The 26,073-nt window shown below is 68.0% G+C and carries 26 protein-coding genes; 8 read left to right on the top strand and 18 right to left on the bottom strand.

What is annotated here, in order from left to right; genetic code table 11:
- Positions 1 to 19: 19 nt before the first annotated feature.
- Positions 20 to 1,660 carry a S8 family peptidase gene (locus GTW51_RS14345; RefSeq protein WP_203566088.1) on the bottom strand — a complete coding sequence of 547 codons (1,641 nt, stop codon included), beginning with the start codon at positions 1,658 to 1,660 and terminating at the stop codon, positions 20 to 22.
- A gap of 371 nt (positions 1,661 to 2,031) precedes the next feature.
- Between GTW51_RS14345 and GTW51_RS14340 the strand changes: the two genes are divergently transcribed.
- Complete coding sequence (locus GTW51_RS14340; RefSeq protein WP_163044715.1) at positions 2,032 to 2,796, top strand: cytochrome c oxidase assembly protein; 765 nt, start codon at positions 2,032 to 2,034, stop codon at positions 2,794 to 2,796.
- On the top strand, positions 2,793 to 3,302 hold the full coding sequence (locus tag GTW51_RS14335; protein WP_163044714.1) for a CopD family protein: 510 nt from the start codon (positions 2,793 to 2,795) through the stop codon (positions 3,300 to 3,302). Before GTW51_RS14340 ends, GTW51_RS14335 begins: the two co-directional genes overlap by 4 nt.
- Here the strand turns inward: GTW51_RS14335 and GTW51_RS14330 are convergent.
- Positions 3,280 to 3,780 carry a DUF2231 domain-containing protein gene (locus GTW51_RS14330; RefSeq protein ID WP_163044713.1) on the bottom strand — a complete coding sequence of 167 codons (501 nt, stop codon included), beginning with the start codon at positions 3,778 to 3,780 and terminating at the stop codon, positions 3,280 to 3,282. The genes GTW51_RS14335 and GTW51_RS14330 overlap by 23 nt on opposite strands.
- Positions 3,781 to 3,837: 57 nt before the next feature.
- Between GTW51_RS14330 and coxB the strand changes: the two genes are divergently transcribed.
- Genes coxB through GTW51_RS14315 form a run of 3 tightly spaced genes read left to right on the top strand, consistent with a single transcriptional unit; the run spans position 3,838 to position 7,402 of the window.
- Positions 3,838 to 4,515, top strand: a complete 678-nt coding sequence (coxB, locus tag GTW51_RS14325; protein ID WP_343034019.1) for a cytochrome c oxidase subunit II — start codon at positions 3,838 to 3,840, stop codon at positions 4,513 to 4,515.
- The gene (gene ctaD / locus GTW51_RS14320) at positions 4,512 to 7,040 is read left to right on the top strand and encodes a cytochrome c oxidase subunit I (protein ID WP_163044711.1); all 2,529 of its coding nucleotides are present in this window, start codon (positions 4,512 to 4,514) and stop codon (positions 7,038 to 7,040) included. The genes coxB and ctaD overlap by 4 nt, the downstream gene beginning before the upstream one ends.
- Positions 7,037 to 7,402 carry a hypothetical protein gene (locus GTW51_RS14315; protein WP_163044710.1) on the top strand — a complete coding sequence of 122 codons (366 nt, stop codon included), beginning with the start codon at positions 7,037 to 7,039 and terminating at the stop codon, positions 7,400 to 7,402. Before ctaD ends, GTW51_RS14315 begins: the two co-directional genes overlap by 4 nt.
- Before the next feature lie 10 nt (positions 7,403 to 7,412).
- On the opposite strand, the gene GTW51_RS14310 is transcribed toward GTW51_RS14315, so the two are convergent.
- The 5 genes from GTW51_RS14310 to GTW51_RS14290 form a co-directional block, all read right to left on the bottom strand.
- Positions 7,413 to 7,745, bottom strand: a complete 333-nt coding sequence (locus tag GTW51_RS14310; protein WP_163044785.1) for a c-type cytochrome — start codon at positions 7,743 to 7,745, stop codon at positions 7,413 to 7,415.
- Positions 7,746 to 7,747: 2 nt separating this feature from the next.
- Positions 7,748 to 8,338 (bottom strand): helix-turn-helix domain-containing protein, encoded by a 591-nt coding sequence (locus GTW51_RS14305; protein ID WP_246233153.1) that lies wholly within the window; start codon positions 8,336 to 8,338, stop codon positions 7,748 to 7,750.
- Positions 8,339 to 8,492: 154 nt separating this feature from the next.
- Entirely contained in the window at positions 8,493 to 8,909 is a 417-nt protein-coding gene (locus GTW51_RS14300; protein ID WP_203566087.1) for a response regulator transcription factor, read from the bottom strand.
- A 103-nt stretch (positions 8,910 to 9,012) separates the two neighbouring features.
- Positions 9,013 to 9,660 (bottom strand): response regulator FixJ, encoded by a 648-nt coding sequence (fixJ, locus tag GTW51_RS14295; protein ID WP_163044704.1) that lies wholly within the window; start codon positions 9,658 to 9,660, stop codon positions 9,013 to 9,015.
- Positions 9,647 to 11,158 carry a PAS domain-containing sensor histidine kinase gene (locus tag GTW51_RS14290; protein WP_163044702.1) on the bottom strand — a complete coding sequence of 504 codons (1,512 nt, stop codon included), beginning with the start codon at positions 11,156 to 11,158 and terminating at the stop codon, positions 9,647 to 9,649. Before GTW51_RS14290 ends, fixJ begins: the two co-directional genes overlap by 14 nt.
- Before the next feature lie 211 nt (positions 11,159 to 11,369).
- On the opposite strand from GTW51_RS14290, the gene GTW51_RS14285 reads away from it, so the two are divergent.
- The gene (locus GTW51_RS14285; protein ID WP_163044700.1) at positions 11,370 to 12,194 is read left to right on the top strand and encodes a universal stress protein; all 825 of its coding nucleotides are present in this window, start codon (positions 11,370 to 11,372) and stop codon (positions 12,192 to 12,194) included.
- Between the two features lie 35 nt (positions 12,195 to 12,229).
- Here the strand turns inward: GTW51_RS14285 and GTW51_RS14280 are convergent, their stop codons facing one another.
- A complete protein-coding gene (locus tag GTW51_RS14280; protein WP_343034018.1) occupies positions 12,230 to 13,600 on the bottom strand; it encodes a hypothetical protein in 1,371 nt (456 codons plus the stop codon).
- 140 nt (positions 13,601 to 13,740) lie between these two features.
- Between GTW51_RS14280 and trhO the strand changes: the two genes are divergently transcribed.
- The gene (gene trhO, locus GTW51_RS14275) at positions 13,741 to 14,616 is read left to right on the top strand and encodes an oxygen-dependent tRNA uridine(34) hydroxylase TrhO (RefSeq protein ID WP_163044698.1); all 876 of its coding nucleotides are present in this window, start codon (positions 13,741 to 13,743) and stop codon (positions 14,614 to 14,616) included.
- A 7-nt stretch (positions 14,617 to 14,623) separates the two neighbouring features.
- Here trhO and ald read toward each other — a convergent pair whose 3' ends face one another.
- The 4 genes from ald to bla all read right to left on the bottom strand — a co-directional run bounded on the left by ald (position 14,624) and on the right by bla (position 20,271).
- Positions 14,624 to 15,739 (bottom strand): alanine dehydrogenase, encoded by a 1,116-nt coding sequence (ald, locus tag GTW51_RS14270; protein ID WP_163044696.1) that lies wholly within the window; start codon positions 15,737 to 15,739, stop codon positions 14,624 to 14,626.
- Positions 15,740 to 15,865: 126 nt separating this feature from the next.
- The gene (gene cysG, locus GTW51_RS14265) at positions 15,866 to 17,347 is read right to left on the bottom strand and encodes a siroheme synthase CysG (RefSeq protein WP_163044783.1); all 1,482 of its coding nucleotides are present in this window, start codon (positions 17,345 to 17,347) and stop codon (positions 15,866 to 15,868) included.
- A 242-nt stretch (positions 17,348 to 17,589) separates the two neighbouring features.
- Entirely contained in the window at positions 17,590 to 19,215 is a 1,626-nt protein-coding gene (locus tag GTW51_RS14260; RefSeq protein WP_163044694.1) for an alpha-amylase family protein, read from the bottom strand.
- A gap of 186 nt (positions 19,216 to 19,401) precedes the next feature.
- The gene (gene bla / locus GTW51_RS14255; RefSeq protein WP_163044782.1) at positions 19,402 to 20,271 is read right to left on the bottom strand and encodes a class A beta-lactamase; all 870 of its coding nucleotides are present in this window, start codon (positions 20,269 to 20,271) and stop codon (positions 19,402 to 19,404) included.
- Positions 20,272 to 20,512: 241 nt separating this feature from the next.
- Here bla and GTW51_RS14250 point away from each other — a divergent pair, with 241 nt between their 5' ends.
- Complete coding sequence (locus GTW51_RS14250; RefSeq protein ID WP_163044692.1) at positions 20,513 to 21,382, top strand: LysR family transcriptional regulator; 870 nt, start codon at positions 20,513 to 20,515, stop codon at positions 21,380 to 21,382.
- A 19-nt stretch (positions 21,383 to 21,401) separates the two neighbouring features.
- On the opposite strand, the gene pobA is transcribed toward GTW51_RS14250, so the two are convergent.
- From pobA to pcaC, 6 genes are all read right to left on the bottom strand, one after another.
- Positions 21,402 to 22,583: a 4-hydroxybenzoate 3-monooxygenase gene (gene pobA / locus GTW51_RS14245; protein ID WP_163044781.1), complete on the bottom strand. Its 1,182-nt coding sequence runs from the start codon at positions 22,581 to 22,583 to the stop codon at positions 21,402 to 21,404.
- Positions 22,584 to 22,645: 62 nt separating this feature from the next.
- Positions 22,646 to 23,422, bottom strand: coding sequence for a CoA-transferase subunit beta (locus GTW51_RS14240; RefSeq protein ID WP_163044690.1), 777 nt, complete (start codon positions 23,420 to 23,422; stop codon positions 22,646 to 22,648).
- Positions 23,422 to 24,279, bottom strand: coding sequence for a CoA transferase subunit A (locus GTW51_RS14235; protein WP_163044688.1), 858 nt, complete (start codon positions 24,277 to 24,279; stop codon positions 23,422 to 23,424). Before GTW51_RS14235 ends, GTW51_RS14240 begins: the two co-directional genes overlap by 1 nt.
- Before the next feature lie 19 nt (positions 24,280 to 24,298).
- A complete protein-coding gene (pcaG, locus tag GTW51_RS14230) occupies positions 24,299 to 24,925 on the bottom strand; it encodes a protocatechuate 3,4-dioxygenase subunit alpha (protein ID WP_163044686.1) in 627 nt (208 codons plus the stop codon).
- Positions 24,925 to 25,647 (bottom strand): protocatechuate 3,4-dioxygenase subunit beta, encoded by a 723-nt coding sequence (pcaH, locus tag GTW51_RS14225; protein ID WP_163044684.1) that lies wholly within the window; start codon positions 25,645 to 25,647, stop codon positions 24,925 to 24,927. Before pcaH ends, pcaG begins: the two co-directional genes overlap by 1 nt.
- Entirely contained in the window at positions 25,644 to 26,048 is a 405-nt protein-coding gene (gene pcaC, locus GTW51_RS14220) for a 4-carboxymuconolactone decarboxylase (RefSeq protein ID WP_163044682.1), read from the bottom strand. The genes pcaH and pcaC overlap by 4 nt, the downstream gene beginning before the upstream one ends.
- Positions 26,049 to 26,073: the final 25 nt, after the last annotated feature.

Raw genomic sequence — 26,073 nt, 5'->3', positions numbered from 1 at the left:
GCATCTGCGCGAGCACCCGTCACTCGGCAGCCGACCGTAAGGCAGTGCCGGCCCAGCCGGCAGCCAGGTCGACCGCCCGCTTGGCATTGATCCGGCCCCATCCATAGAAGCGGCTCCAGCCGCGGGCGTCATATGCGCCGTTCTCCTCGTCGATGCGGTCGCAGGATTCGGCCAGGATCGTCCTTACTTCGTCCCGGGTGAGCTTCGGATTGACCTGCAGCATCAGGGCCACGACGCCGCTGACGCCCGGACAGGAGCTGGACGTGCCGCCGAACTTGTTGGTGTAGAAGCCCTCGGCGTCCCCCGAGAGCGGGTGGCCGCTGTTGTATCCGCGCCTGCTGCCGACCCGGTCGGTCGTCCAGATGCCGGTCGTCAAAGGCGCCGGGCGTCCCGTCGGATTGTGCGGGGCGTCGTTGCTCGGGAACGTGCACCAGATCGCGTCCCCGTGGTCGCTGTAGCCGCTCCGGACCCCCCGATCGTTGCAGGCGGCGACCGCAATCACCTTGTCGTAGCTGGCATAGCCGTCTAGCCCGACATCCTCGTTGCCGTTCCCGGCGGAGAACACGATGACGCAGCCCTTCCCGCCACGACCCTTCGTAGCCGCGTAGTCGATGGCAAGGCGCGTGCTCGCGGGGATCGGCCAAGGCGTGTGGTGGGCGGGATCGTTGTCCTTCTGCCAGTTGCCGTCGGGCGGTCCCCAGCTGCAGGAGATCACGTCGGCGCCGTTATCCGCCGCCCATTGAAAGGCTTCCGCCTCCGCCGCCGTTCCGAGTGTCATTGAAACGCGTATGGGCATGAGATTGGCATCAGGGGCAACGCCGGACGCCCCGCGGACGCCGCCGGCGCAGGCAACGCCGGCGCAGGCCGTACCGTGGTTTTCGGGCTCCAGGGGTTTGGGATCCTTCGGCCGCGGATCGTCGGTCCGGAGGATGGCATCGCGCGGTTCGACGATTCTGCCTTCGAACTCGGGATGGTCGATGTCGAAGCCGTCGTCGAGGACCGCGATGGTGACGCCCTTTCCGGTGGCGACGGCGAGCGCGGCTTCGACGTTGGCATGGGCCACGACCGGCGTGTCGCCGATCTTTGTCTCAGCGAGGTGCCATTGCTCTGGATAGATCGTCTTGGACGAGCCTTCGCGGACGATCTCGGGATGGCAATATTCGACGCCTTTGCGTTCGAGCAGCGCCTCGGCGATGTCGAAGACCTTCTGGCCCTGCCCGTCGGCCGCAATGAACCAGGCATTCAGCGCATAGGAGACCTTGTGCTTCACCGTGACCGCGTGTTCGTCGAGGATGGCGAGGCAATCCGCCTCGCTCATGCGGTCGACGAACTTGATGAACAGGTTTTCGGTATAGGCGACGGGCGTGCCGGCCTCATCCACCAGCACCCGCCCGGCAAAGCGGACATCGGGCATTTCCCGCAGTTGCGCCTTGGCATCCGCGACCGCCGCCGCGGTCCCTTCCGGTACCCGATAGATGCCGACGTTCGCCTCGGGAAAACTCGCCGCCAGGCCGGTATCCGGCAGCGCGAGCTCGAGCGGGCCCGGAACCGGCGGGCGCCTCATGACGATAGGATGGTGGGTCCGAACCGCGATGAAATCGTTCGACTGCCGGAGCGGCGTCGCGGGCTCATCCTTGCGACCGAAATGCACCTCAGCCATGGCGACCTCCCATCACGAGCTTGTTTCGCACGAACGCCGCAGGCGAGCCCATGGCCCGCAAGCTGAAACCTGTCAGACTATCCCAAGGGTCTGAAACTCAGATTCGACGAAGTAAAGTATATATCTCAATCTATATTGGCGCGGGAACGCCTGTCAAGACGACTTTCCTTTACGGCAGGATCTGCACACCTCGCCTGGATTGGGGTGTCGGCGTAGCGAGGACCGGCCGAACCGGCCGCGGCCACCCCGCCGGCGGGGCAATTCCTTGCCCGGAAAACCGCACCAGCCAGGTTTTTTCGTATTGTCATGTGGGCCTCGGGCCATAGGTTGGCGCCTACGTCCTTGCGTCGAGCCGAGGGAAACACCACGACATGACGCCGTTCACAGCGCCCTTCGATCCCTATTGCGGTGCGCCGCCACCTCCCAGTGCGCTTCTTGCCGCCTGGAACGGCGATCCGGTGCTGATCGCCCTGATCGCATTCGCGACGGGCGCAGGCTTCTGGGCCTTGCGCGGCGAGGGCCAGGGTCGGGCGCGCCTCTGGCACGCCGGCGCGATGCTGATGCTGGTCGCGGCGTTTCTCTCGCCGCTCTGCGCGCTGTCATCGGCGCTGTTCTCGGCGCGGGTCGTCCATCACCTGCTGCTGATTGCCATCGCGGCGCCGATGCTGGCGCTGGCCTTCCCGAAACGGCGCGCCGGCGGAACGGCGTTGCTGTCGCTGCTCGTCGCCGTCCATCTCGTCGCCGTGTGGTTCTGGCACGCGCCGCAGCCTTACGAGGCGGCGCTGTCGAGCGACGCGATCTACTGGACGATGGAGATGACGCTGCTGGTCTCGGGCATCCTGCTCTGGCGCGAGCTCACCGCGCCGGCGGCACCGGTCGGGCGCGTGCTGTTGGCGCATCTGACGCTGATCGTGCAGATGGGCCTTCTTGGCGCCCTCATCACCTTCGCGCCGGAGCCGCTTTATGCGCCGCATTTCCTGACGACGACGCCCTACGGCCTGTCGGCGCTGGACGACCAGCAACTCGCCGGGCTGATCATGTGGGTGCCGGCCATCGTGCCGTATCTTGTGGCGGCATTGCTGGCGCTCGACGGCCTGATCCGTGACGGGTTTGGGCAGAAGGAACAGGCAGTTTGACCATCGTCTGGCTGAAGAGCCTTCACATCGCGGCGCTGGTGATCTGGTGCGGCGGGCTGCTGACGCTGCCGATCCTTCTGACCCAGCGGGAAGCCGCCGGGGACCGCGGCGCGGAAGTGGACCGGCTGCACCGGTTTACCCGCTTCGCCTATATTGCGCTGGTCTCGCCTGCCGCCTTCATCGCCATCGGCTCCGGCACCGCGCTCATCCTGGTGCGCGAGATCTTCACGGTCTGGCTGGCGATCAAGCTGGTCTGCGTCGGCTTTCTCGTCTTCCTGCACGTCTGGCTGGGCCTGCTCGTCCTGTCCGTCTTCAAGTCGGGCAAGGATTTCCGCCCCTGGCGCGCGATATCGGGGGTCGTGACGATCAGCCTCACGATCTCGGCGATCCTGTGGGTGGTGCTTGCCAAGCCGGACATCTCGACCGACTTCCTGCCATCGGTGTTCCAGGAGCCGGGTGGTCTTCGCCGGCTCGCTGCCGATGTCATTCCTGGTCTGACACCATGATCCCGACGCCATGATGAAGGATCAGCTTGCCCCCATGCCAGCCTGCCAGACCCGTGAACACGCTGGCCAGCGCCGACAGCGCCAGCCCGAGCGGCAGAACCGCATCCGGATCGACGAGGCGCAGGCCCCAGTTCATGCCGGCGATGGACAGCAGCATCATCGCCGCGATGGCGTGGGTCCAGCTGGCCGCGCGCTTGCGAATGCCGCGTACCAGCAGCAGTTCGGCCGTGCCTGCCATACCCGCCGCGACGCCGAGGCAGAAGGCGAAACCCGCCGACCAGACGCTTGCCCGCAGCCAGAACTCGTCGCCCGACCACCAGTAGAAGACGTCGCAACCGAGCGTCGCGATGACGAGGGCGATCGGGAAATGGACGCTCATGGCGTGGATCGGGTGACCCGCGACGGCCACGGCCGAACTCGTGTCCATCTCGCTGATCTGCTTCATCACCGGGCTGACGGGCGATTCGGTCTTGCTCATGGGTCGTCTCCGCGCGCTTTGTCGGGATGGCGGTCGGCGCGTCTTGCCGCCCTTGTCGTGCCAATTGGGCTCTCCGGCTGCGCTGGCAACCTCTCGGCGCTCGATCCGGCCGGTCCGGCGGCGCGATCGACTGCGACACTTTGGTGGGTGATGGCCGCCGGCGGGACGGCGATCTTCATCCTGGTCATGGTCCTCCTGACCATCGCCTTCCTGCGCCCGGGCATCGGCCGAGACGTCGATCCCAAGCGCTGGCTGGTCTGGGGCGGCCTGGTCTTCCCCAGCATCGTCCTCAGCGCCCTCTTGACCTTTGCCCTCCTGACCGGCGAGCGGCTGCTCGCGCACCCGCAGACGCCGGGCGTCGTGACGGTCGAGGCGCGGCCGCATCAATGGTACTGGGAGTTCCACTATCCTGGACTGACCGAGACGGTGACGAACGAGGTCCTGCACATCCCGGCCGGCGTGCCGGTCGACATCCGCGTCGTCGGGACCGACGTCATCCATTCCTTCTGGGTGCCGCGGTTGGGCGGCAAGATCGACGCCATACCCGGCCATGTCAACGTCATCCGCCTGACCGCGGACCGGCCCGGCACCTTTGGCGGGGTCTGCGCGGAGTTCTGCGGCACCGGCCACGTCGCGATGGGCTTTTCGGTGATCGCCCATCCCGAAGAAGGCTTCGAGCAGGCGCTGGCCGACGCGCAGGCGACACCCTCACCCGAAACGCAGGACCAGCCGTGAGCAACACCACCGCGACGACCGAACCGGTGACGCTGCACCACGAGCTCGAGGCGATCTGGCGCACGCCGCCGGGGCTCGGCCGGCTGTCCGCCGTCAACCACACGATCGTCGGCCGGCGTTTCATCATCGCCGCCTTCACCTTCTTCGCGATCGGCGGCGTCCTCGCCATGCTGATCCGCGCCCAGCTGGCGACGCCGAACAGCGCCTTCGTCGGCCCGGACGTCTACAACCAGATCTTCACCATGCACGGCACGGTGATGATGTTCCTGTTCGCCATCCCGCTGTTCGAGGGATTGTCGATCTACTTCCTGCCGAAGATGCTGGGCGCGCGCGACCTCGCCTTTCCGCGGCTCTCGGCCTTCGGCTTTTATTGCTACATCTTCGGCGGCTCGATCCTGATCGTCGCGATGATCGCCGGCTACGCGCCGGACAGCGGCTGGTTCATGTACACGCCGCTGTCCTCGGGTCGCTATTCGCCGGGCATCAACGCCGATGTCTGGCTGCTCGGCGTCACCTTCGTCGAGATTTCGGCTGTCGCTGCGGCGGTCGAGTTCACCGTCTCGATCCTGAAGTTCCGCGCCCCGGGCATGTCGCTCGCCCGCATGCCGCTGTTCGGCTGGTACATCCTGGTGACCTCCGGGATGATGCTGGTCGGCTTTCCGCCGCTGATCCTCGGCTCGATCCTGCTCGAGCTGGAGCGCGCCTTCGACCTGCCGTTCTTCGACCCGACGCGGGGCGGCGATCCGCTGCTCTGGCAGCATCTGTTCTGGCTGTTCGGCCATCCGGAGGTCTACATCATCTTCCTGCCGGCGGCGGGCGTCATCTCGACGATCCTGCCGGTGCTCGCCGGGCGCGACATCCTCGGCTATGCCTGGATCGTCGTGGCGTTGGTCGCGATGGGCTTCTTGTCCTTCGGGCTATGGGTCCACCACATGTTCACGGTGGGCATCCCGCATCTGGCGCAGGCCTTCTTCTCGGCCGCCAGCGTGCTCGTCGCTATCCCGACGGCGGTGCAGATCTTCCTCTGGATCGGCACGCTGATGGCCGGACGGCCCCGCATGTCGGTGCCGATGCTCTATCTGCTTGGCTTCTTCTTCGTCTTCGTCTGCGGTGGGCTGACCGGCGTGATGCTCGCCATCGTACCGTTCGACTGGCAGGCGCACGACACGCATTTCGTCGTGGCGCATCTGCATTACGTGCTGGTCGGCGGCTTCGTGTTCCCGATGCTGGCTGCGGCCTATTACTGGCTGCCGCATTTCACCGGGCGACAGCCGCTCTACGGGGTCGGCAAGGTGGCGTTCTGGCTGATCTTCATCGGCTTCAACACGACCTTCCTGATCATGCATCTCACCGGCCTGCTCGGCATGCCGCGGCGCTACTACACCTACGCGCCTGAATTCGGCTGGACCGGGCTCAATCTGATCTCCTCGGTCGGCGGCTTCGTCATGACGATGGGCTTCGCGCTCTTCGCCGTCGACATGTTCGCGCAGGCGCGCTTCGGCCGGCGCGCGGCGCGCAACCCGTGGAACGCCGGCTCGCTGGAATGGGCGACGGCGACGCCGCCGCCGTCCTACGGCTTCGCCTCGCTGCCCGAGGTGTCGAGCCGTTCGCCGCTGCGCGACCGCCCCGATCTCGGGTCGGAACTCGCCGCCGGAAAGGGATTCCTCGCGGGCACCCGCAACGACTGGCAGGAAACGCTCGTCGTCGACATGGCGACCGGCAAGCCGCAGCATATCGCGATCCTGCCGCAACCGACCTTCCTGCCGCTGGCCACCGCCGCCGCCATCGGCGTGTTCGTGCTGTCGCTGCTGTTCAAGGTCTATCTGTTGTCGCTCGTCGCCGTCCCGGCGGTGCTGGTGATGTTCCTCCTGTGGACGCGGGCGACCGGCGCCGATGTCGACCGCGGCCCGCTGCCGGTCGGGCACGGTCTCGACCTGCCGATCCACGCCGAGGTGCCGCATCCGGCCTCCTGGTGGGCGATGCTGTTTCTGCTCGTCGCCAATGCCACGCTGTTCGGATCACTGGCCTTCGGAGCGCTGTTCCTGTGGCTGGTCGCGCCGGGCTGGCCGCCGCCCGCTCTCGTCGAACTGCCGCTGCTGAAGGCCTTGGGTCTCGCCGGTGCGCTGGTGCTCGCTTCCGCCGCCGGCCATCTCGGCCTCGCGCCGCTCAAGAAGCGCGACGAGGCGAACGATCTCGGTCTGATCCTCGCGGCTCTCGGCCATGCGGTAGCCGCCGGACTCGCCGTCTGGATCTGTATCGCAGACATTCCGGCGCCGACCTCGCACGCCTATCTCGCGGTCACGGCGGCGCTGGTCGGCTATGTCGCGCTGCACGCCGGGATCGGGCTCGTCCTGGCGTTGTTCACGCTCTATCGCAGCCGCGCGGGCTACGTCTCGTCGCGGCGCAGCGGCGATCTACGCACCGCCTGCCTCTGGCACGACTACACGGCGCTCACTGGCCTCGCGGCGGTGGCGCTGGTTTATCTGCTGCCGCTGCTCGTCACCTTCCGGGATACCCAGCCATGACCGCCCGGAGCACGGGCTCCAGCCTGCTGCTGCTGATCGCCGGGATGGTGATCTGGGGCTCGGCCTTCCTGATCCTCTACGCCGGACTGTCGGTCGGCTGCGAACTGGGATGGCAAGACGTGGCCCTCGGCCCGATCAGCCTGTTGCGGGCCATCCTGATCGGCCTCTGGCTGTTCCACCTCGCGCTAATCGCCGGCCTGCTGCGGTGGACTTACCGGCACAAGCAGGCGGCGGAGAGCGACGCCGAGACGGCCGAAGTCGATACGTTCTTCGTGGGCAACGTGCTGGTGGCGACGATCGTCGCCGCGGTCGCGACGGTCATCAACTACGCCCCGATTCTCGGCCTGTCGCTCTGCCTGTAGCAGCACGGGCTCAGTGGGTCTGGATGCTCTCGAGATAGGCGATGATCGCGGCGATCTGCACAGGCTCGGCGACGAATTCCGGCATGTCGGGATGACCGGTCACGATGCCCTCCGCCAGCGCTTCCTGAAGCGCGGAAACCGGGTAGCGCTCCGACAGCGTCCGGAAGGCCGGCGCCTCGGCATGCGGGCTCTCGCCCGTCCGATCGATGGCATGGCAGCGGCTGCAACGCTCTTCCAGCACCGCCCGGCCTTCGGCGATGACGGCAGTGTCCTGCGCCGCCGCGCTGGTGGCCAGGATCGCCGCCCCGAAGGCCAGCGGCAGAAGGCGGTATCGCCCGATCATGCTCATTCGCCCATCTGGCGCAGCGCGTCCCATTTCAGGATCTCGACACTGCGGGAATTGGTCAGCTTGATGACCTTGCCTGCCTTGAGCCGCGAGAACACCCGCGAGACGGTCTCGATGGTGAGGCCGAGATAGTCGCCGATATCCATCCGCGACATCGGCAGGTCGACGTGGCCGGATCCGCCCTGGCGTTCGGCCATGTCGATGAGGAAGGCCGCGACCCGCTCGATCGCGGTGTGCCGGCCGAGCACCAGCAGATGATCCTGCGCCCGCATCAGGCTGCGCAGGGCGAGCGGCAGCAGGTCGCGGGAGATGTCGGCGCCAGGAGAAAGGCGGAACCGGCGGAGCGAAGTCGACGTGATCGCCTCGGCGAAGAAATGATGCGCGTGATCGGCCTCGAAGCCGAAGATCTCGCCGGCGAGATGGAAGGCGCTGATCTGCCGCCGGCCATCGGAGAGCAGCCGATAGATGCGGATCGCTCCGAACTCGACCTGGTAGATCGCCTCGGCCCGCCCGCCATCGGCGTAGATCTCGGCGCCGGCGAGATAGAAGCTCAGAGGCTGCATCTGCGTCGGCGAGAAAACCGAGGGCATGCGCTCGTCGTCGCGCGGCGGAACCGCCGGGTGGAAGTGCGTAGCCGAATGGACGGTGCTGTGGGCGAGCATGGCTGTTCTCCAACGTTTCCCGATGGAGCAGCAATGACGGAGTCGGACCTCGGCCGGTATTCGGTTATATCCGTGCGGGAAACTACGTAGTCGCCGCCGGCAGGGGCCTGCCGCTGCCATCGTCAGGCTGGTCGGCAACCACGCCGGCAGGTCCCGGCGGCATCGTGTCCCGCGTCATCGCCTGCACCGTCCGGATCAGCGCGTCCCACTGCAGCGGCTTGACGAGGATCGCCAACTCGTCATGGCCAGCGCATCCCGGCGGCCGGTCGACCAAGAGGATGACCGGCCTGGCGAAACGCTTCAACGCCGCCGTCGCGGCGCCGCGACCATCGAGGACGTCCTCGTCGACGACCGCGCAGCTGGCCTGATCGAGGAGGCGCGAGCGCCGAGCCGACTCGAGCCCGTCATACGCGTGGACGGTCAGGTGTTCGGCCTCGAGCGCGAACTTGAGCGATCGCCGGAGGGCGCTGTCTGCGGCAATTACGAAAATCACGCCCATCGATGCCAATAACGATGCTCTGCGCGAGCGCCTCAAGGGCCGGACGGAATATCCGGCAACCCGTCCGTTACGCCATCGCGGCACCGCCAGGCTTTGCGGCAGATCAAATGCGCGGCGATCGCGTTGCGGCGCCTTGTGGTTCCAGTTCGGCGAGCAGCGCCATCCGGACCAGTTCGGCGAGGCTGCCCGCCTGCATCTTGGACATGATGTTGGCGCGGTGCACCTCGACCGTTCGGGGGCTGATGTCGAGATCGAAGGCGATGGTCTTGTTGGGAAGTCCCGCGACGACGCCGGACAGGACCTGGCGCTCGCGGTCGGTGAGTTGGTCCAGCCGTGCATGGATCGCCGGGACCGAATGCGCCTTGTCGGGGCGTGCCAGCAGTTCCACGGCGGCCTTGCGCACCGCGGCGACCAGCACCTCGTCCTCGAACGGTTTCTCGATGAAGTCGAGAGCGCCGGCCTTCATCGCCTCCACCGCCATCGGCACGTCGCCGTGGCCGGTGACGACGATCGCGGGCATCAGCGCCTGCGCCTCGTCCAGCCGCCGCAGCAGCTCCACCCCGTTCATGTCCGGCATCCGCAGATCGGTGACGAGGCAGCCCTTCTCGAGCGTCGGCGCGATGGTCAGGAAGGACGTCGCGGAAGCATGCACGCGGACGGTGAAGCCGCACATGGTCAGGAGGAACGCCAGCGACTTGCGGACCGCCTCCTCGTCGTCGACGATATGGACGGTGTAGCTACCGCTCTCCATGGATATCCTCGCCTTTCAGGGCCGGCAGCGAAAAGCGGAACGTCGCCCCGCCATGCCGATTCCGGCTGATCGATATCGTGCCGCCATGGGCTTCCACGATCCGCTTGGAGATCGACAGGCCGATCCCCATGCCGCCCGGCTTCGTGGTGACGAAGGGGCGGAACAATTGGGCAGCGACCTCGTCGGATATGCCGGGCCCGGTGTCCGACACTTCGACGATGACATCGCCCTGTCCGTTGAACACGGTTCTTACCAGAAGTTCGCGTCGCTGGCTGTCGCGCATCGCTTCCATGGCGTTGCGCATGAGGTTGATCAGCACCTGCTGAATCTGCACCCGGTCGACCAACACTTTGGCCGGCCCCTGCGCGAATTCGAAATCCGATCGGATCCCGCGCTCGCGCGAGCCGACGAGCGCCAGTGTTCCGGCCTCCTCGATGAGGCTGCGAATGTCCTCCGGCAGCTTCTGGCTCTCGCCGCGCGTCACGAACTCGCGCAGATGCCGGATGATCTGGCCGGCCCGCAGCGATTGCTGCGCGGTCTCCTCCAGCGCCTCGCGCATCCGCGAGGCGAGGCTGTCGTCCATGTCGCGCAGCAGCCGCACGCAGCCTTGCGCGTAATTCGCGATCGCCGACAGCGGCTGGTTGAGCTCGTGCGCGAGGGTCGACGCCATTTCGCCGAGCTCGTTGAGCCGGGCGAGCCGCGCCAGTTCTCCCTCGATTTCGTTGAGGCGCGCCGCCGATTCCTCGCGCTCGGTGAGGTCGCGGACGAAGCCGGTAAAGAGCGTCCGGTTGCCGACCCTGAACTCGCCGACGGCGAGCTTCATCGGGAAGGTGGAGCCGTCCTTGCGCCGCCCGAAGACCACGCGGTCGACGCCAATGATGCGCTTCTCGCCGGTTTCCATGTAGCGTTGCATGTAGCCGTCATGTTCGCGGTGATAGGGCTCCGGCATCAGGATGCGGACGTTCGTGCCGATCACCTCGTCCTCGCCGTAGCCGAACTGCCGCTTCGCGGCGGCATTGAAGGAGACGATGTTGCCGTTGGTCTCGATCACCACGGTGGCGTCCAGCACCGTGTCGAGGATCGAGCCGATATGCATCTCGCTGGCACCGAGCGCCCGGCTGGCTCGATCGGCGACGTCGACGCTGTGACGGAAGAGGGCGCCCGCTGCGACCATGACGAGGCCGGTTGCCGCAAGGGCCGCGGTGCTCCATGCCCCGCCCGCCGCGATGTCCGGGAATGCCAGCGCGCCGATGAGGCATAGGCCTAGAGCAAGAATGGCCGGTCCGGCGCCGCCGGAGATCGCCACGGCGAGGACGATCGGAACAGCGAGATACAGCCCCGGCTGACCGTGGCCGGGACCGGCAAGGGTGATGCCGATGGCAAGCCAGACGGCAGCCGCCGCCAGGGCAAGCAGATAGGCCGTCACACCCTCGGTGCGCACGCCCGCGGCCGCGCCGATCACCCGGTCGTTGGTGGCGAGATGGTCGATTGTCGACATGCGGCATTGCCAGGATGGGAGGGCAGGGATCAGCCCGATGGGATCGGGCTCAAGAACCAGCATTGCGCGGCCGGATCAAGGCTCGCGTCGCGTAAAGGCCGGTGACCGCTTCGTTCTTGACGCAGGTCAAGGTGTGGCCTGGCCGGGAACCTCAATGTGCCTTCGACGGGGCATCCGAGGCAGCGTCCCGAACGACGGGGAGTGAGGGTCGATGTACAAGACGATAGTGGTTTGCCTGAAGGATCCGCGCCGCACAGCCGCACTGACGGCGATGGCGCTGGCGCTGGCGGAGCGGCACGAGGCCCATCTCGTCGGCCTCTACGTCACGCCGGACGTCTTCGTCGGCGTTCCGACGGAGGTCTCCCTCGATTACATCCAGCAGGCGCAGAAGCAGATCGAGGCCGATGCCGCAGCGAACGAAGCGACCTTCCGCGGCCTCGCCGACGCCAGCGGTCTCGCCACGGAATGGCGGCTCGAGCCGGCACAGGGGCCCGGCTATGAAGCTGCCGTCACCCGCCATGTGCGTTGTGCCGATCTGGTCGTCACCGGCCAGCCCGAGGGTGGTGCATGGCGGGGCGGGGATCTGCTGACCGAAATCCTGCTCGATTCGGGTCGCCCGATCCTCTTCGTTCCCTATGCCGGCACGTTCGAGCAGCTCGGCGACCGTGTGCTCATCGCGTGGAATGGCGGCCGGGAGGCAGCGCGTGCGGCGTTCGATGCCGCTCCGCTGCTGCAGGCAGCGCGCCAGGTGCGCGTCCTGATGATCGACGCGCCGCGCGGCGCGTCGTCGGGTCCTGCCCCCGCCAATGACCTGGCCGTCGCCCTGGCGCGACATGGGATCCAAATCGAGGCGGCACGCACGAAGAGCGGCGACGTGGCCGCGGGCGACGTGCTGCTCAACGACATCTCCGATTGGGGCGCCGACCTCTTGGTGATGGGCTGTTACGGCCACTCCCGCTTTCGCGAGCTGCTGTTCGGCGGTGTCACGCGGCACATTCTGGAACACATGACCGTGCCGGTGCTGATGTCACGCTGACGACGGGCATCGGGCGAGGCTCTCTGCCAAGGCCGTTACAGCAATGCGGCGACGGCGACGGAGGCGGAAAGGGCCAATCCGGCCACGAGGGTGAAGGACCGGTTCCACACCACGCCGACGCGCCAGGCGCTGGTGTGACCGAGCCGGCCGACCAGCAGCGTGGTCGCCGTGAACGGCGACGTCGCGCCGGCCAGTGCCCAGCCGGCCGTCAGCGCCACGACGACGACGTTCGCCGAAACGCCCATGGCGGCCGGATCGGGTAGCAACGGCGCGAGCAGCGACACCGACAGGATCGGGTTCATGCCGAGCTGGCCGAGCAGCGGGATCAGCCAGACCAGCATGACCAGGATCGCCCAGGCGGGCAGCGTTGAAAGCCCCAGCGACTGCCCGGCGAAGATCGGCTCGAGCAGCGCCCCGCCGACCGTGCCGATGATCCCGGCCATCACCAGGAGCACGAGTTCCGAGTGGTAGGACGGCACGTCGACGAAGGCGATCCGGGCAAGCCGCTGACCGGTCGCCGCGGGCTCAGCATGGGTCTGGATGAGGATCCAGGCGACGGCGATCACCGGGACCAGCAGCATCACCACCGCGATGACCCTCAGGCCCGTCATCACCTCGAGGATCAGTACGCCCGCGAACAGCAGCAGCAGCAGCATGAGGAGCGGGCGCAGGTCCCGCCAGCTGCCCATCGGGCGCCGCGCCGGGGCTGGCTGCGTCAGCTTCGGCTTGAAGATCGTGTCCAGCGCCCAGCCGACGAAGGTGATCAGCACGGCGTTGACGATCGCGATCGGCGCCGCGCCGCTCCATGTCGCGCCGGGAACCACCGAGGTCGAGATGGCCATGGCGAAGGCCAAGGGTGACCAGGTGAGGGAGGCGACGAAGCCGCGCTGGATCGCCAGCAGCATGCGGCGGTTGCGGATTTCGCGGAGCTCGGCATTGGCCTCGCGGCTGGCGATGCTCTCCGTGAGGCCGCCCAGCAGCGAGATCGATCCGTAGCTGAGGATGAGCGCGAAGAGATGGCCGCCCATCGTCAGCGACAGATAGCGCTTGCCGGGCGGCTGGCTCGCCAGATACTGGCCGCAGCGCTCGATCGCCGGGGAGGCGGACGCCGGGTTGCGCAGCGAGGCGAGCGCGATGAAGAAGGCGGCGATGAACGCCCCCTGTTCCAGTCCGCGCAGCGACACCGCCTGCCAGTCGGGGCGCAGCGCGACCACCGCCGCGACCAGGATCAGCCCGACGGCGACGAAGCCCTGGCGCGACCAGTGCGCCCGCGGGGTGGCCAGCACCAGGAAGGCGACCAGACCCGCCGAGGCGACGAGCGACGCCGTCTCGCTGCCGATCCACTCGCGCAGGACGACGGCGATCGCCGTGACGATCAGCACAGTACCGATGGCGCGGTCGATCACGCGGGGGCTCCGGGAAGAGGGCAGGGACAGTATTCCTCTCTTAGCATCTCCGGCGCGCCGGTCACCGCCGCCGGTGCAATTTCCCGTGGGCAGTGCCGTTTGCGTTGAACAGACGGGGGCCGGGCGGCTATGACGGCGCAATGACTCTCACCGTCGCCACCTTCTACCGGTTCGTTCCCCTCGACGACCTGCCCTCGCTGCAGCCGGCGCTGCAGGCAGCCTGTGTCGAAAACGGCCTGCGCGGCACGATCCTGATCGCTTCGGAGGGCATCAACGGCACGCTTGCCGGTCCCGCCGACGGCATCGAGGCGATGCTGGGTGATCTCGACGAGCGCTGCGGCGTCCGCTCGGGTGAAGTGAAGCTGTCGCAGGCGGAGGAATGGCCTTTCGCGCGACTGAAGATCCGGATCCGCCCGGAGATCATCACCATGCGCGCGCCGGAAGCCGATCCCGCGGTCCTCGCCGGCACCTATGTGGAGCCGGCCGACTGGAACGCCCTCTTGGCCGATCCCGACGTGCTACTGCTCGACACCCGCAACCGCTACGAGACCAAGGTCGGGACCTTTGCCGGCGCCGTCGATCCCGGCCTCGACAATTTCACCGACTTCAAGGCCTTCGTGGAAAGCGCGCTCGACCCGGCGCTCCACACCAAGGTGGCGATGTTCTGCACCGGCGGCATTCGCTGCGAGAAGGCCTCGGCCTTCATGCGCGCCAAGGGCTTTCCCGAGGTCTTCCACCTCAAGGGCGGCATCCTGCAATATCTGGAGGACGTGCCCGAGGCAGACAGCCGCTGGCAGGGCGAATGCTACGTCTTCGACGGCCGTGTCGCGGTCGGGCATGGCCTCGCGCCGACCGGCTGGACGGCCTGCTTCGGTTGCGGCAACCCGCTGTCGCCGGAAGACCTGCGGGCGCCGGAATACGAGCCGGGCGTTTCCTGCCCGGCCTGTATCGACGACCTGACGCCGGAGAAGGCCGCTTCGCTGCGCGAGCGCCAGCGCCAGATGCTGGCCAGTTAAGGCCGCCTCAGGCGGCGATCGCCCGCGCCGGATCGACGAGGTCGCGCCCGAGCGATTCGGCGACGGCGCGGTTGGTGATCTGGCCGCGATGGACGTTGAGGCCCTGCAGCAGATGCGGGTCCGCAAGCAGCGCCGCCAGCCCATTGTCGGCCAGCGCCAGGCCGAAGGGCAGGGTCGCATTGTTCAGCGCGTGCGCCGAGGTGATGGGCACGGCGCCCGGCATGTTGGCGACGCAGTAATGTACGACGCCGTCGACCTCGAAGGTCGGCTCGGCGTGGGTGGTCGGGTGCGAGGTCTCGAAGCAGCCGCCCTGGTCGATGGCGACGTCGACGAGCACCGCGCCTTTCCTCATGCCGGACAGCATCTGCCGGGTCACCAGCTGCGGGGCCGAGGCGCCGGGGATCAGCACCGCGCCGATGATGGCGTCGGCGGCGAAGACCTCCTCCTCGATGGCGGTCTTGGTCGAGTATCTTGTATGGACGCGGCCAGCGAAGAGGTCGTCGAGCTCGCGCAGCCGCGGGATCGACCGGTCGAGAATGGTGACCGTGGCGCCGAGGCCGATCGCCATCTTCGCCGCTTCCTTGCCGACGACGCCGCCGCCGATGATCACCACCTTGCCGGAGGCAACGCCCGGCACGCCGCCGAGCAGCACGCCACGACCGCCCTGCGCCTTTTCGAGGGCCCGCGCTGCCGCCTGGATCGACAGCCGTCCGGCAACCTCCGACATCGGCGCGAGCAGTGGCAGGCCGCCGCGCGCGTCGGTCACCGTCTCGTAGGCAATGGCCGTGACGCCGGAGGCGAGCAGTCCTTCGGTCTGCGCCGGGTCCGGGGCCAGATGGAGGTAGGTGTAGAGGATCTGGCCCTCGCGCAGCTGCACCCATTCGTGCGGCTGCGGCTCCTTGACCTTCACGATCATGTCGGCGCCGGCGAACACCGTCGCCGCATCGGCGGCGATCTCGGCGCCGGCGGCCTCGTAATCGGCATCGCTGGCGTCGATGCCGGCGCCGGCGCCGGTCTCGACCAGGACGCTGTGGCCGTGCGCGACATATTCGCGGGCGGCCGACGGCGTCAGGCCGACGCGGTATTCATGATTCTTGATCTCTCGGGGGCAGCCGACGCGCATGTTGCTCCTTGCGGGGGTTGGCCGGTCCCGGCGCTCGCGGCATCGCCGCGCCACGGCTGAAGAACCGGCGTCGCTCGTTCGAGTGTGCGTCCCGCGGCGCCGGGACGCAAGCGCCGAGCCTCGTGCTTAGCCGGCTTCGGCAGCCGCGGCTGGCGTATCCTGGTTCAGGAGGCCCGCCGCTGCCGCGGCCTCGGCGAAGACGCGGCCGACGCCGATGAGGATCGGCCTTTCGTAGCCGATTTCGCCGACGAGGGCGGCCAGCCCGGCGAGCGTGCTGGCGCCGCGGGTCTCGTCGTCGCGGCTGAGATTGGCGGCGACGGCGACCGGGGTTTCCGGCGACAGGCCGTGGGCGATCAGCTGCTCGGCGATCCGGCCGGCCATCCGCCCGCCCATGTAGAACACGGTCGTCACGTGGTCGTCGGCGAGCGCCGCCCAGTCGAGATCGTCCGGCAGGCCGCCATTGCGGGAATGGCCGGTGACGAAGCGCAGCTGCTGGGCCCGGTCGCGGTGCGTCAGCGACACGCCGAAACTTGCGGCCAGCGCCGAGGCGGCGGTGATCCCGGGCACGATGGCGACGGGAATGTTCTCTTCCGTCAGCGCGGCGATCTCCTCGCCGGCCCGGCCGAAGACCGACACGTCGCCGGATTTCAGCCGCACGACGTGCTTGCCGGCCTTGGCGAAGGCCACCATCATCCGGTTGATGTCCTCCTGCCGGCAGCTGTCGCGGGCGGCCCGCTTGCCGACCAGGAAGCGGCGCGCCTCGCGCCGGGCGAGTTCCAGTACGGCATCGGAGATCAGGTCGTCGAACAGGATGACGTCGGCCGACTGCAAGGCGCGGACGGCCTTCAGCGTCAGGAGTTCCGCTTCGCCGGGACCGGCGCCGACGAGGGTCACCCGGCCAGTCGCCTCGCCGGAGACCGGGCCGCGCGCCAGTTCCTCGATCAGCCGGTTGGCGGTCGCCTCGTCGATCGGGCCGGGGTCGCGCGGCGAGAAGGCCGCGTCGGTGAAGCGCTCCCAGAAGGCGCGCCGCAGCGGGCCGGGCGCCAGCTTCTCCATCGCCGCGCCGCGTAGCCGCACCGCCATCTGCGCCCAGCCGGCGAGCGCCGGCGGCAGCAGCGTCTCGATACGGCGGCGAATGGCCTGGCCGAGGATCGGCGCGGCGCCATCGGTGGAGATGCCGACGACCACCGGCGAGCGGTTGACGATCGAGCCGAAATTGAAGTCGCAGAAGGCCCGCTTGTCGACGACGTTGACCGGCACGCCCGCCGCCCGGGCGGCACAGGCAAAGGCCTGGCCTTCGGCGTTGCTCTCTGTATCGGCGATGGCCAGCGCGGCATGGTCGAAGATGTCCACCGCCCATGGCCGGTCGTGATGGAGGATCGTTCCGACCGATGCGACCGCGTTCGTCTCGTCCGTGGCACCGCCGGAGGTCGCCAGGAGTTCGGCCATTTCCGGATCGATCTCGTCGACAGGCACGTAGAGGTCGACGCGCGCGCCGGCTGCGCGCAGCAGTTCCACCTTCCAGGCCGCGCCCGGCCCGCCGCCCGCCATCACCACACGGCGGCCGGAGAGCCCGAAGAACACCGGCAGGCTCGACAGCGGACCCATCCGCGCCGGTCGCTCCGACGAGCCGGTCAGGTCTTGCGCCGGTGTCTCGACGGGCTGGATATGCGGGCGCTCGGCCATGATCGCATCCTCGGATTCGCGTACTCGACCCATGGATAGACCCTGCTCGCCCGGCAGGCGAGATCAATTTTTCCGCGCCTGCCGCCGCCGGGAGATCATCCTTGGGGCGAAGCCCCGATGCACAGGACGATCGCCCCCAAAGGCCTCATTTGTCCGTGAGAGCGTCAGTTGCCCGCCGCGACCCGCAGCCATTCGTAGCCATAGGGGCCGAGGCGGATGCGGCAGGCCCCATCCGTCCGGTCGATGTCGATGCCCGACTGCAGCAGCGGCCGGACAGGCGCGCCGGCGACCGTTTCGCCGCAATCGATCGTCACCGGTTCTTCGCTGAGATTGTGCAGCGTCAGGACCCGGCCGCCCCGCCATTCGGCGAGCAGCGCGATCACGCTGGTCTCGCCGAGGTCGATCACCCGGCAACTGCCCCAGCCGATCTCCGGCGCGCTGCGCCTTGCGCGGATCAGGCGCTGGGTGACCGAGAACATCGAGGTCGGGTCGACCCGCTGGCTCTCCGCATTCACATGCGCATAGGCAAACGGCCCCTCCGACACGGGCTGGCGCACGCAGTCTTCCGCCGCCGCCGTCGAGAAGCCGCCATTGGGTTCGGTCGACCACTGCATGGGGGTGCGGACCGCCATCCGCTCCGGCAGGTCGAGATTGTCGCCCATGCCGATCTCGTCGCCGTACCAGATGACCGGGGTGCCGGGCAGCGAGAGCATCAGGCTCATCGCCATCTCGATGCGCCGCTCGTCGCCGCCGAGCATCGGCGCCAGGCGCCGCCGGATGCCGCGATCGTAGATCTGCATCGACTTCTCGGGGCCGAAGGCCGCAAACGCTTCCTGGCGCTCCTCGTCCGACAGCCGGCCGAGGTCGATCTCGTCGTGATTGCGCAGGAACGTCGCCCATTGCGACGTCGCCGGGATTTCCGGTAGCGCCTCGAGAAACTCCCGGACCGGTGCGCCATCGCGGCGCGCCAGCGCCAGGAACAGGCGCTGGTTCAGCGGGAAATTGAAGATCAGGTTGAGCCGGTCGCCGTCGCCGAAATAGTCGCCGGCTTCCTCCATCGGGATGTTCGCCTCGGCCAGCAGGATCGCCTTTGCCTGCCGCCAGTCGAGGAACTGGCGCATCCGGCCGAGATAGTCGTAGGGTGAGGCGCCCGTCTCGGAGTCGGCGAGGTCCTCGATCAGGAACGGCACCGCGTCGATCCGGAAGCCGGAGACGCCGAGCGCCAGCCAGAACCCCATGATCCGGTCGATCTCCTCGCGTACTTCCGGATTGGCGATGTTGAGGTCGGCCTGGTGCTCGTAGAAGCGGTGGAAGTAATATTCCTGCCGCTTGCGGTCGAAGGTCCAGGTGGTCTCCTGGACGCCGGGGAAGATGACGCCCTTGGCGTGGTCCGCCGGCCGCTCCTTCTGCCAGACATACCAGTCCTTGTATTTCGGGTGGCCGGCCCGGCTCGCCTGGAACCAGGGATGGTCGATCGAGGAATGGTTGACCACGAGGTCGACGATGACCTTCAACCCCCGGTCGCGGGCCGCATGGGCGAATTCGACGAAGTCGCCGAGCGTGCCGAGGCGGGAATCGACGCCGAAATAGTCGGAGATGTCGTAGCCGTTGTCCTTGTTCGGCGAAGGATAGAACGGCAGCAGCCAGATGCAGTTGGCTCCGAGCGCCTCGATATGGTCGAGACGGTCGGTCAGGCCCTTGAAATCGCCCACCCCGTCGCCGTCTTGGTCGTAGAATGCGTCGACGTCGACGCAGTAGATGACGGCGTTCTTGTACCAGAGGTTCAGCATCCGGCGCTCCATGGAGTTTGTCGGCCGGAACGCAGATAGGGCGGCAGCGCCCGACATCCGGCAGAAAGTCGGGGCAGCCGGCTTGGATCGATGGCCACAGCCGCTCGGAAGCGGCCGTGACGTGGATGAAGGTCTAGAGGCAGGGCGCCGCGAACGTCCCGCCCTGCCTGCTCGATCATCGCGTAATCAGGCTTGCAGAGCGCCCGCGAGGGCGCGGCCAACATCGGCGATCGCGGCGTTGCGGTCGTCGATCGTCGCCTCGGTCTCGGTGATGTAGACGCTGACGATCACCGGCTTGCGGTTCGGCGGATAGAGGATGGCGATGTCGTTCGCCGTGCCGTAGGCGCCGGTGCCGGTCTTGTCGCCGACCCGCCAATCCCGGGGCACGCCAGCGCGCAGCCGCGTGTCGCCGGTCTTGTTGGCAAGCATCCAGTCGGCGAACTGCCTGGTCGAGGCCGGGGAGAGGCTGCCGTCGACGGTCAGCGCGGCAAGGCTCGTCACCATGCCGTCCGGCGTCGTGGTGTCGCGTGGGTCGCCCGGCGTCGCCTCGTTGAGATCGGGCTCGATCCGGTCGAGACGCGTGGCGGTGTCGCCCAGCGAACGGGCGAACGCGGTTACAGCCGATGGACCGCCGAGGCTTGCCAGGATGAGGTTCGCCGCCGTGTTGTCGCTGAGGGTCACGGCGGCCTCGCAAAGCTCCGCCAGCGTCATGCCATCGCCGCCGACCCGGTTCTCGGTACCCGGGGAATAGGGGACGAGGTCGCTCTTTGCGAAGACGATCCGGCGGCCGAGGTCTTCCTCGCCGGCATCGACCCGGGCGAGAACAGCGCCGCTGGCGACCGCCTTGAACGTGCTGCACATCGGAAAACGCTCGTTGCCGCGGCGCGTCCATCTCTGACCCGTCTCGGTGTCGAGGACGGCGACGCCGAGGCGAGCCGTCAGGCCATCCTCGATCTCGGCGAGGCGCCGCGCGAAGCCGTCCTCGCCCGTTTGCGAAAAAGCGCGGGCCGTGCCGCCGAGGGTGAACCCTCCGGCCAGTGCCGTGCCAAGCATCATCGAAAAGCTGCGCCGCGTCAGCGTGTGTTTCACGTTGCCCTCCAGGGTCGATCATCGGGTGAATTCGGCAGTGCGTCGGCCAGCATCGATCGACGGCTCGCCGCAGCGGAGCCCTCGAAGAATTAATGACAATCGGACATGTCTGCCGCTTGCCCTGCCGACAAGGAAGAGATTACCTGCCCGGCGCAGCAGTCACAAACCACGATATTTGCCATCTGCCATGAATTGAATTGGGGCATCCATGGTCAGGCCATACTTGCCGCTCAATGCCCTCCGGGCGTTCGAGGCCTCGGCCCGGCATCTCAGCTTCACCCGCGCGGCGATCGAACTTCACGTCACCCAGGCGGCGGTCAGCCACCAGGTGAAGGTGCTGGAGACCCGGCTCAACGTGATCCTGTTCAAGCGCCTGCCGCGCGGCCTGATGATCACCGCCGAGGGCGAGGCGCTGCTGCCGGTGCTGCGCGACTCCTTCGATCGCATGGCGGACATGCTGGAGCGTTTCGAGAACGGCCATGTGCGCGAGGTGGTCATGGTCGGCGCCGTCGGGACCTTCGCCGTCGGGTGGCTGCTGCCGCGCCTGCCGGCCTTCCGCGAGAAATACCCGCATGTCGATCTGCGCCTGTCGACCAACAACAACCGCGTCGATCTCGCCGCTGAGGGCCTCGACTATGCGATTCGCTTCGGCCGCGGCGCCTGGCAGGGCATCGATGCGGTGCCGCTGTTCGAGGCACCGCTGTCGGTACTGTGCGTGCCGGCCATCGCCGACGAGTTGCGCCGGCCCGCCGACCTCACCAACCAGACGCTGCTGCGCTCCTATCGCAGCGACGAGTGGACCAGCTGGTTCGCCGCGGCCGGCATCGCCGAGCCGTCGTCGCTGCTGCGCGGGATCGTCTTCGATTCCTCGCTGGCGATGATGGAGGCGGCGCTGCAGGGCGCAGGCGTCGCGCTGGCGCCGCCGATGATGTTCGCCCGGCATCTGGCGATGGGCGCGGTCAGGCAGCCGTTCGAGATCTATACCTCGATGGGCAGCTACTGGCTGACGCGGGTGCAGTCGCGCACGCCGACGCCGGCCATGGAAGCCTTCGCCGACTGGATCGCCACCGCCGCCTGATCGATCCGGCTCCCGGACATCAAAGATGCGGCAGGCCGACGTAGTTCTCCGCCAGCGCCGTCTGCGCGGCGCGGGAGCCGGCGAGATAGTCGAACTCCGCCTCCTGAATCCGCTGGCCGAAGCCGCCATCGTCCTCGAAGCGGTGCATCATGGAGGTGAACCACCACGAGAAGCGCTCCGCCTTCCACACCCGGGCGAGCGCCGTGGCGGAATAGGCGTCGAGCAGTCCGTCCTCGTGTTCCTTGAAATGGGCGATCAGCGCCTGGCTGAGAAAATGGATGTCGGAGACCGCGAGGTTGAGCCCCTTCGCCCCGGTCGGCGGCACGATATGGGCGGCGTCCCCGGCAAGGAACAGCCGGCCGTGCCGCATCGGCTCGGCAACGAAGGAGCGCAGCGGCGCGATCGACTTCTCGATCGAGGGCCCACGCTGCAGCTGCGCCGCAGCGCGCTCGGGCAGCCGCGCCTGCAGCTCGTCGTAGAAGCGCTCGTCCGACCAGTCCTCCACCCGGTCGCCCACCGGACACTGGACATAGTAGCGCGACAGCAAAGGGCTGCGCAGCGAGCAGAGGGCGAAGCCGCGGCTATGGTGGGCGTAGATCAGCTCGTCCTGGACCGGCGGCATGCGGGTCAGCAACCCCAGCCAGCCGAACGGATAGACCCGCTCGAAGATCCGGATCTGGTCGGCGGGAATGGCCTGCCGGCAGACGCCGTGGAAGCCATCGCACCCCGCGACGAAGTCGCATTCGAGCCGGCGCTCACCATCCTCGGTGCGGAAGGTGACGAAGGGCGTCTCGGTGGTGAGGTCTTGCGGCTGGACATCCTCCGCCCCGTGCACGATCGGAACGCCGGCCGCATCCAGTGCGTCGTAGAGGTCGCGGGTGACCTCGGTCTGGCCGTAGACCGTCACCGTCTTGCCGCCGGCAAGGCCGCGCAGGTCGACATGCAGCATCTCGCCGCGCCACGCGATGTCGAACCCCTCGTGGACGAGGCCCTCGCGGTCCATCCGGGCGCCGACCCCGGCGAGGCGCAGCAGATCGACCGTACCCTGCTCGAGAACGCCGGCACGGATCCGCGACAGCACGTGATCGCGACTCCTGCGCTCCAGCACGACGCAGTCGATCCCGGCGCGGTAGAGGAGCAGCGCCAGCAGGAGGCCCGCCGGCCCGCCGCCGACGATGGCGACGCGGGTGCGCCGTGGAATGCGCCCGGGAGGCGGTGCTTCGCGCACGGCGGCGCCCGGTCCGCTCGCGAGCGTATCGACGCTCACGCCGCGCTCCGCCGGTGCGCCGCGGCCGTGCGGGCGTTGATGTCGCGCAAGGTCGTGAGCTCGAGCTCGGTCGGGGGCATGGTCTCCTCGACGCCCTCGCTGTAACTGACGTCCCAGCCACAGCTCACCTCGATCGCCTCGCGCGTCGCGCCCGGATGGATCGAGGCGACCTCGAATGCCTTGGTTTCCGGGTGCGGGCGCCACACGGCGAGGTCGGTAACCAGCAGCGTCGGCCCTTTCGTGGTGATGCCGCGGTCCTCGCGGTCCGTGCCGCCCCGGCCGTGGCCGAAGGAGGTGAAGAAGTCGATCGCCTTCACCATGCCGCGCTTCGACTGCTTCATGGTGATGAAGACCTCGCCGCAGGACGAGGCGATCTCGGGCGCGCCGCCGCCACCCGGCAGCCGTGTCTTCGGATGGGCGTAGTCGCCGATGACCGTCGTGTTGATGTTGCCGAACGGGTCGAGCTGCGCGGCGCCGAGGAAGCCGACGGTGATCCGCCCGCCCTGCAGCCAGTAGCGGAACATCTCCGGCACAGCGACGGTGGTCAGCGCCGTCTCGCAGAGTTCGCCGTCGCCGATCGACAGCGGCAGGGTGCTGGGCGCCGTGCCGATCGTCCCGGATTCGTAGATCAGCGTGATGTCCGGCGCATGGGTCAGACGCGCGACGTTGCACGCAGCGGACGGCGCGCCGATGCCGACGAAGCAGACGTCGTCGTTGGAGAGCGCCCGCGCCGCGGCGATGGTCATCATCTCGTCCGGGGTGAAGTCGCCCATCACATCGCTCCCCTCAAACCGGCAACGCGCTCGGCGAACACGTCCGGGCCGCATGCCATGACATGCGTGTCGATCCAGGCCCGGAACCGGTCGAGGTCGGCGGCGATCGCGTCCCATTCGAGATAGGCGGCGTTGTCCCTGCCGTAATAGCCGCGGGCATAGGACGGGTGCGCGCCGCCCGGCACAACGACGACGGACGTCACGGTCCAGTGCGGCAGGATCGTCAGGTTGGGGTGCAGCCCGTCGAAATCCTCGACGATCTCTTCCACTGTCACCACCGAGCGCTTCGCGGCCAGCACCGCCTCCTTCTGGACGCCGAGGATTCCCTCGATCAGCACGTTGCCCTTCCGGTCGGCCTTCTGGGCGTGGATGAAGGCGACGTCCGGCCGGATCGCCGGCACGGCGGCGAGTTCCTCGCCGGTGAACGGGCAGGTGACCGATTTTATGTTCGGGTTCACGGCCTTCAGCCCGGCGCCCTTGTAGCCGCGGAAGATCGCCACCGGCATTCCCGCCGCCCCGGCCTCGTAGGCATTCGCCATTGCCGCATGGGAATGCTCCTCCAGCGCCAGGGGCCGCGGCACGCCGTTCTCCACCGCGTCGCGCAGCCGTCGCAGCAGGCCGACGCCCGGATTGCCGGCATAGGAGAACACCAGCTTCCGGGCGAGGCCGCAGCCGATCAGCTGGTCGTAGATGATGTCGGGCGTCATGCGGATCAGCGTCAGGTCGCCGATGCCCTGCCTTATCACCTCGTGGGCGGCGGCGTGCGGGATGAGATGGGTGAAGCCCTCGAAGGCGGCGCTGTCGCCCGCCGACAGATTGTCGGCGACGGCGGCTTCGAGGGTCTGGAACTTTGCCATGGGTCTCGCTGGTTGGTGGTCAGATGTCGAAGAAGATCGTCTCGTTCGCGCCCTGCAGGACGATGTCGAACCGGTAGGTCGGCACCCCGTCCTCCTCGCTGCGCGGCGCGATGAGAGTCGCGACCCGCGCGCGATGCTCGATGCGCGACAGCACCGGATCGGCCTCGTTCGCGGCTGCCTCGTCGCCGAAATACATCCGCGTGTGCAGGCCAAGATTGATGCCGCGCGCGACGATCCAGACCGTCACGTGCGGCGCCTGCGGCCGGCCGTCCTTGAACGGCACCGGGCCGGGCTTGATCGTCTCGAACACGAATTCGCCGGTGGTCATGTCGCCCGCCGACCGCCCGAAGCCGGAAAAATGCGGATCGGCCGTCCCGCGCTTTTCCTGCGGCGACGGGTAGAGCCCCGCCGCATCGGCCTGCCAGATCTCGACCATCGCATCCTTCAGCACCGTGCCGACGCCGTCGAACACCCGCCCGACGATGCGGATCCGCTCGCCCTTGGTCTCCGCGTCGACCATCCGGGCGCCGAGATCCTCGGCGAACACGCCCTCGATGCCGCAAGTGTTCGGCGTGCAGCCGATATGCACGTAGGGGCCGGCGGTCTGCGAGGCGGTCTCCTTCAGGCGGTCCAGGGTCTGCACCATCAATTGCCCTCCAGCCGGTTCTCGAAGAGGGTCGAGCGGCGGCCGCGCAGGACGATGTCGAATTTGTACGCCCGCGCGTCCATCGGCACGCTGTTCGCCATGTCGAGCGGCGCGATCAGTTGTTCGATCGCCGCCCGGTCGGAGATCGTGCGGACGATCGGGCACTGCCAGATCAGGGGATCGCCCTCGAAATACATCTGGGTGATCAGCCGCTGGGCGAAGCCGAGGCCGAACACCGAGAAATGGATATGCGCCGGCCGCCAGTCGTTCGGCCCGTTCGGCCAGGGATAGGCGCCGGGCTTGACGGTCCGGAAGCGGTAGCTGCCGTCGGGCCCGGTGAGCGTTCGCCCGCAACCGCCGAAATTCGGGTCGAGCGGCGCGAGGTAGGTTTCCTTGCGGTGGCGGTAGCGCCCGCCGGCATTGGCCTGCCAGAACTCCAGCAACACCTCCGGAACGGCGCGGCCATCCTCGTCCAGCACGCGTCCGTGCACGATGATCCGTTGGCCGATCGGCTCGCCGCCATGGGCGAAATTGCGGGTGAGGTCGTTGTCGAGCTCGCCGATCAGGCCGTGACCGAAGACCGGGCCGGTCATCTCGGAAATCGTGTTGTCCAGCGAGATCGGCGCCTTCTGCGGCGAGCGCGTCACCGAGGTCTTGTAGCCCGGCGAGAAGGCCGGCGGATGCCGGCTCCGGTCGCGCTGGTAGAACGACCCGTCGCTCAAGCCGCGTCTCCCGCATCCATCTCGGCATAGACCGCCTTGGCGATCTTGATGGCATGGTTGGCGGCCGGCACGCCGGCGTAGACGGCAACGTGCAGCAGCGCCTCGATCACGTCCTCGCGGCTCGCGCCGGTATTGGCCGTCGCCCGCACATGCATCGCGACCTCGTCGTCCTGACCGAGCGCGGCGAGCAACGCGATCGTCACGATGGAGCGCTCGCGCCTGGTGAAATGCGGCCGCGACCACACCGCGCCCCAAGCGTTCTCGGTGATGTAGGTCTGGAAATCGGCATCGAATTCCGTCGCCTGCGCCGTGGCGCGATCGACATGCGGGTCGCCCAGCACGGCGCGACGGGTCGCCATGCCGAGCGCCAGCCGGTCACGGTCTCCACTCCCGACGCCCATGACACCTCCCATGCCGACTCCACCC

This window comes from Aurantimonas aggregata (assembly GCF_010500835.1).
Taxonomy (GTDB): domain Bacteria; phylum Pseudomonadota; class Alphaproteobacteria; order Rhizobiales; family Rhizobiaceae; genus Aurantimonas; species Aurantimonas aggregata.
This window is presented reverse-complemented; position numbering and strand designations above follow the sequence as displayed.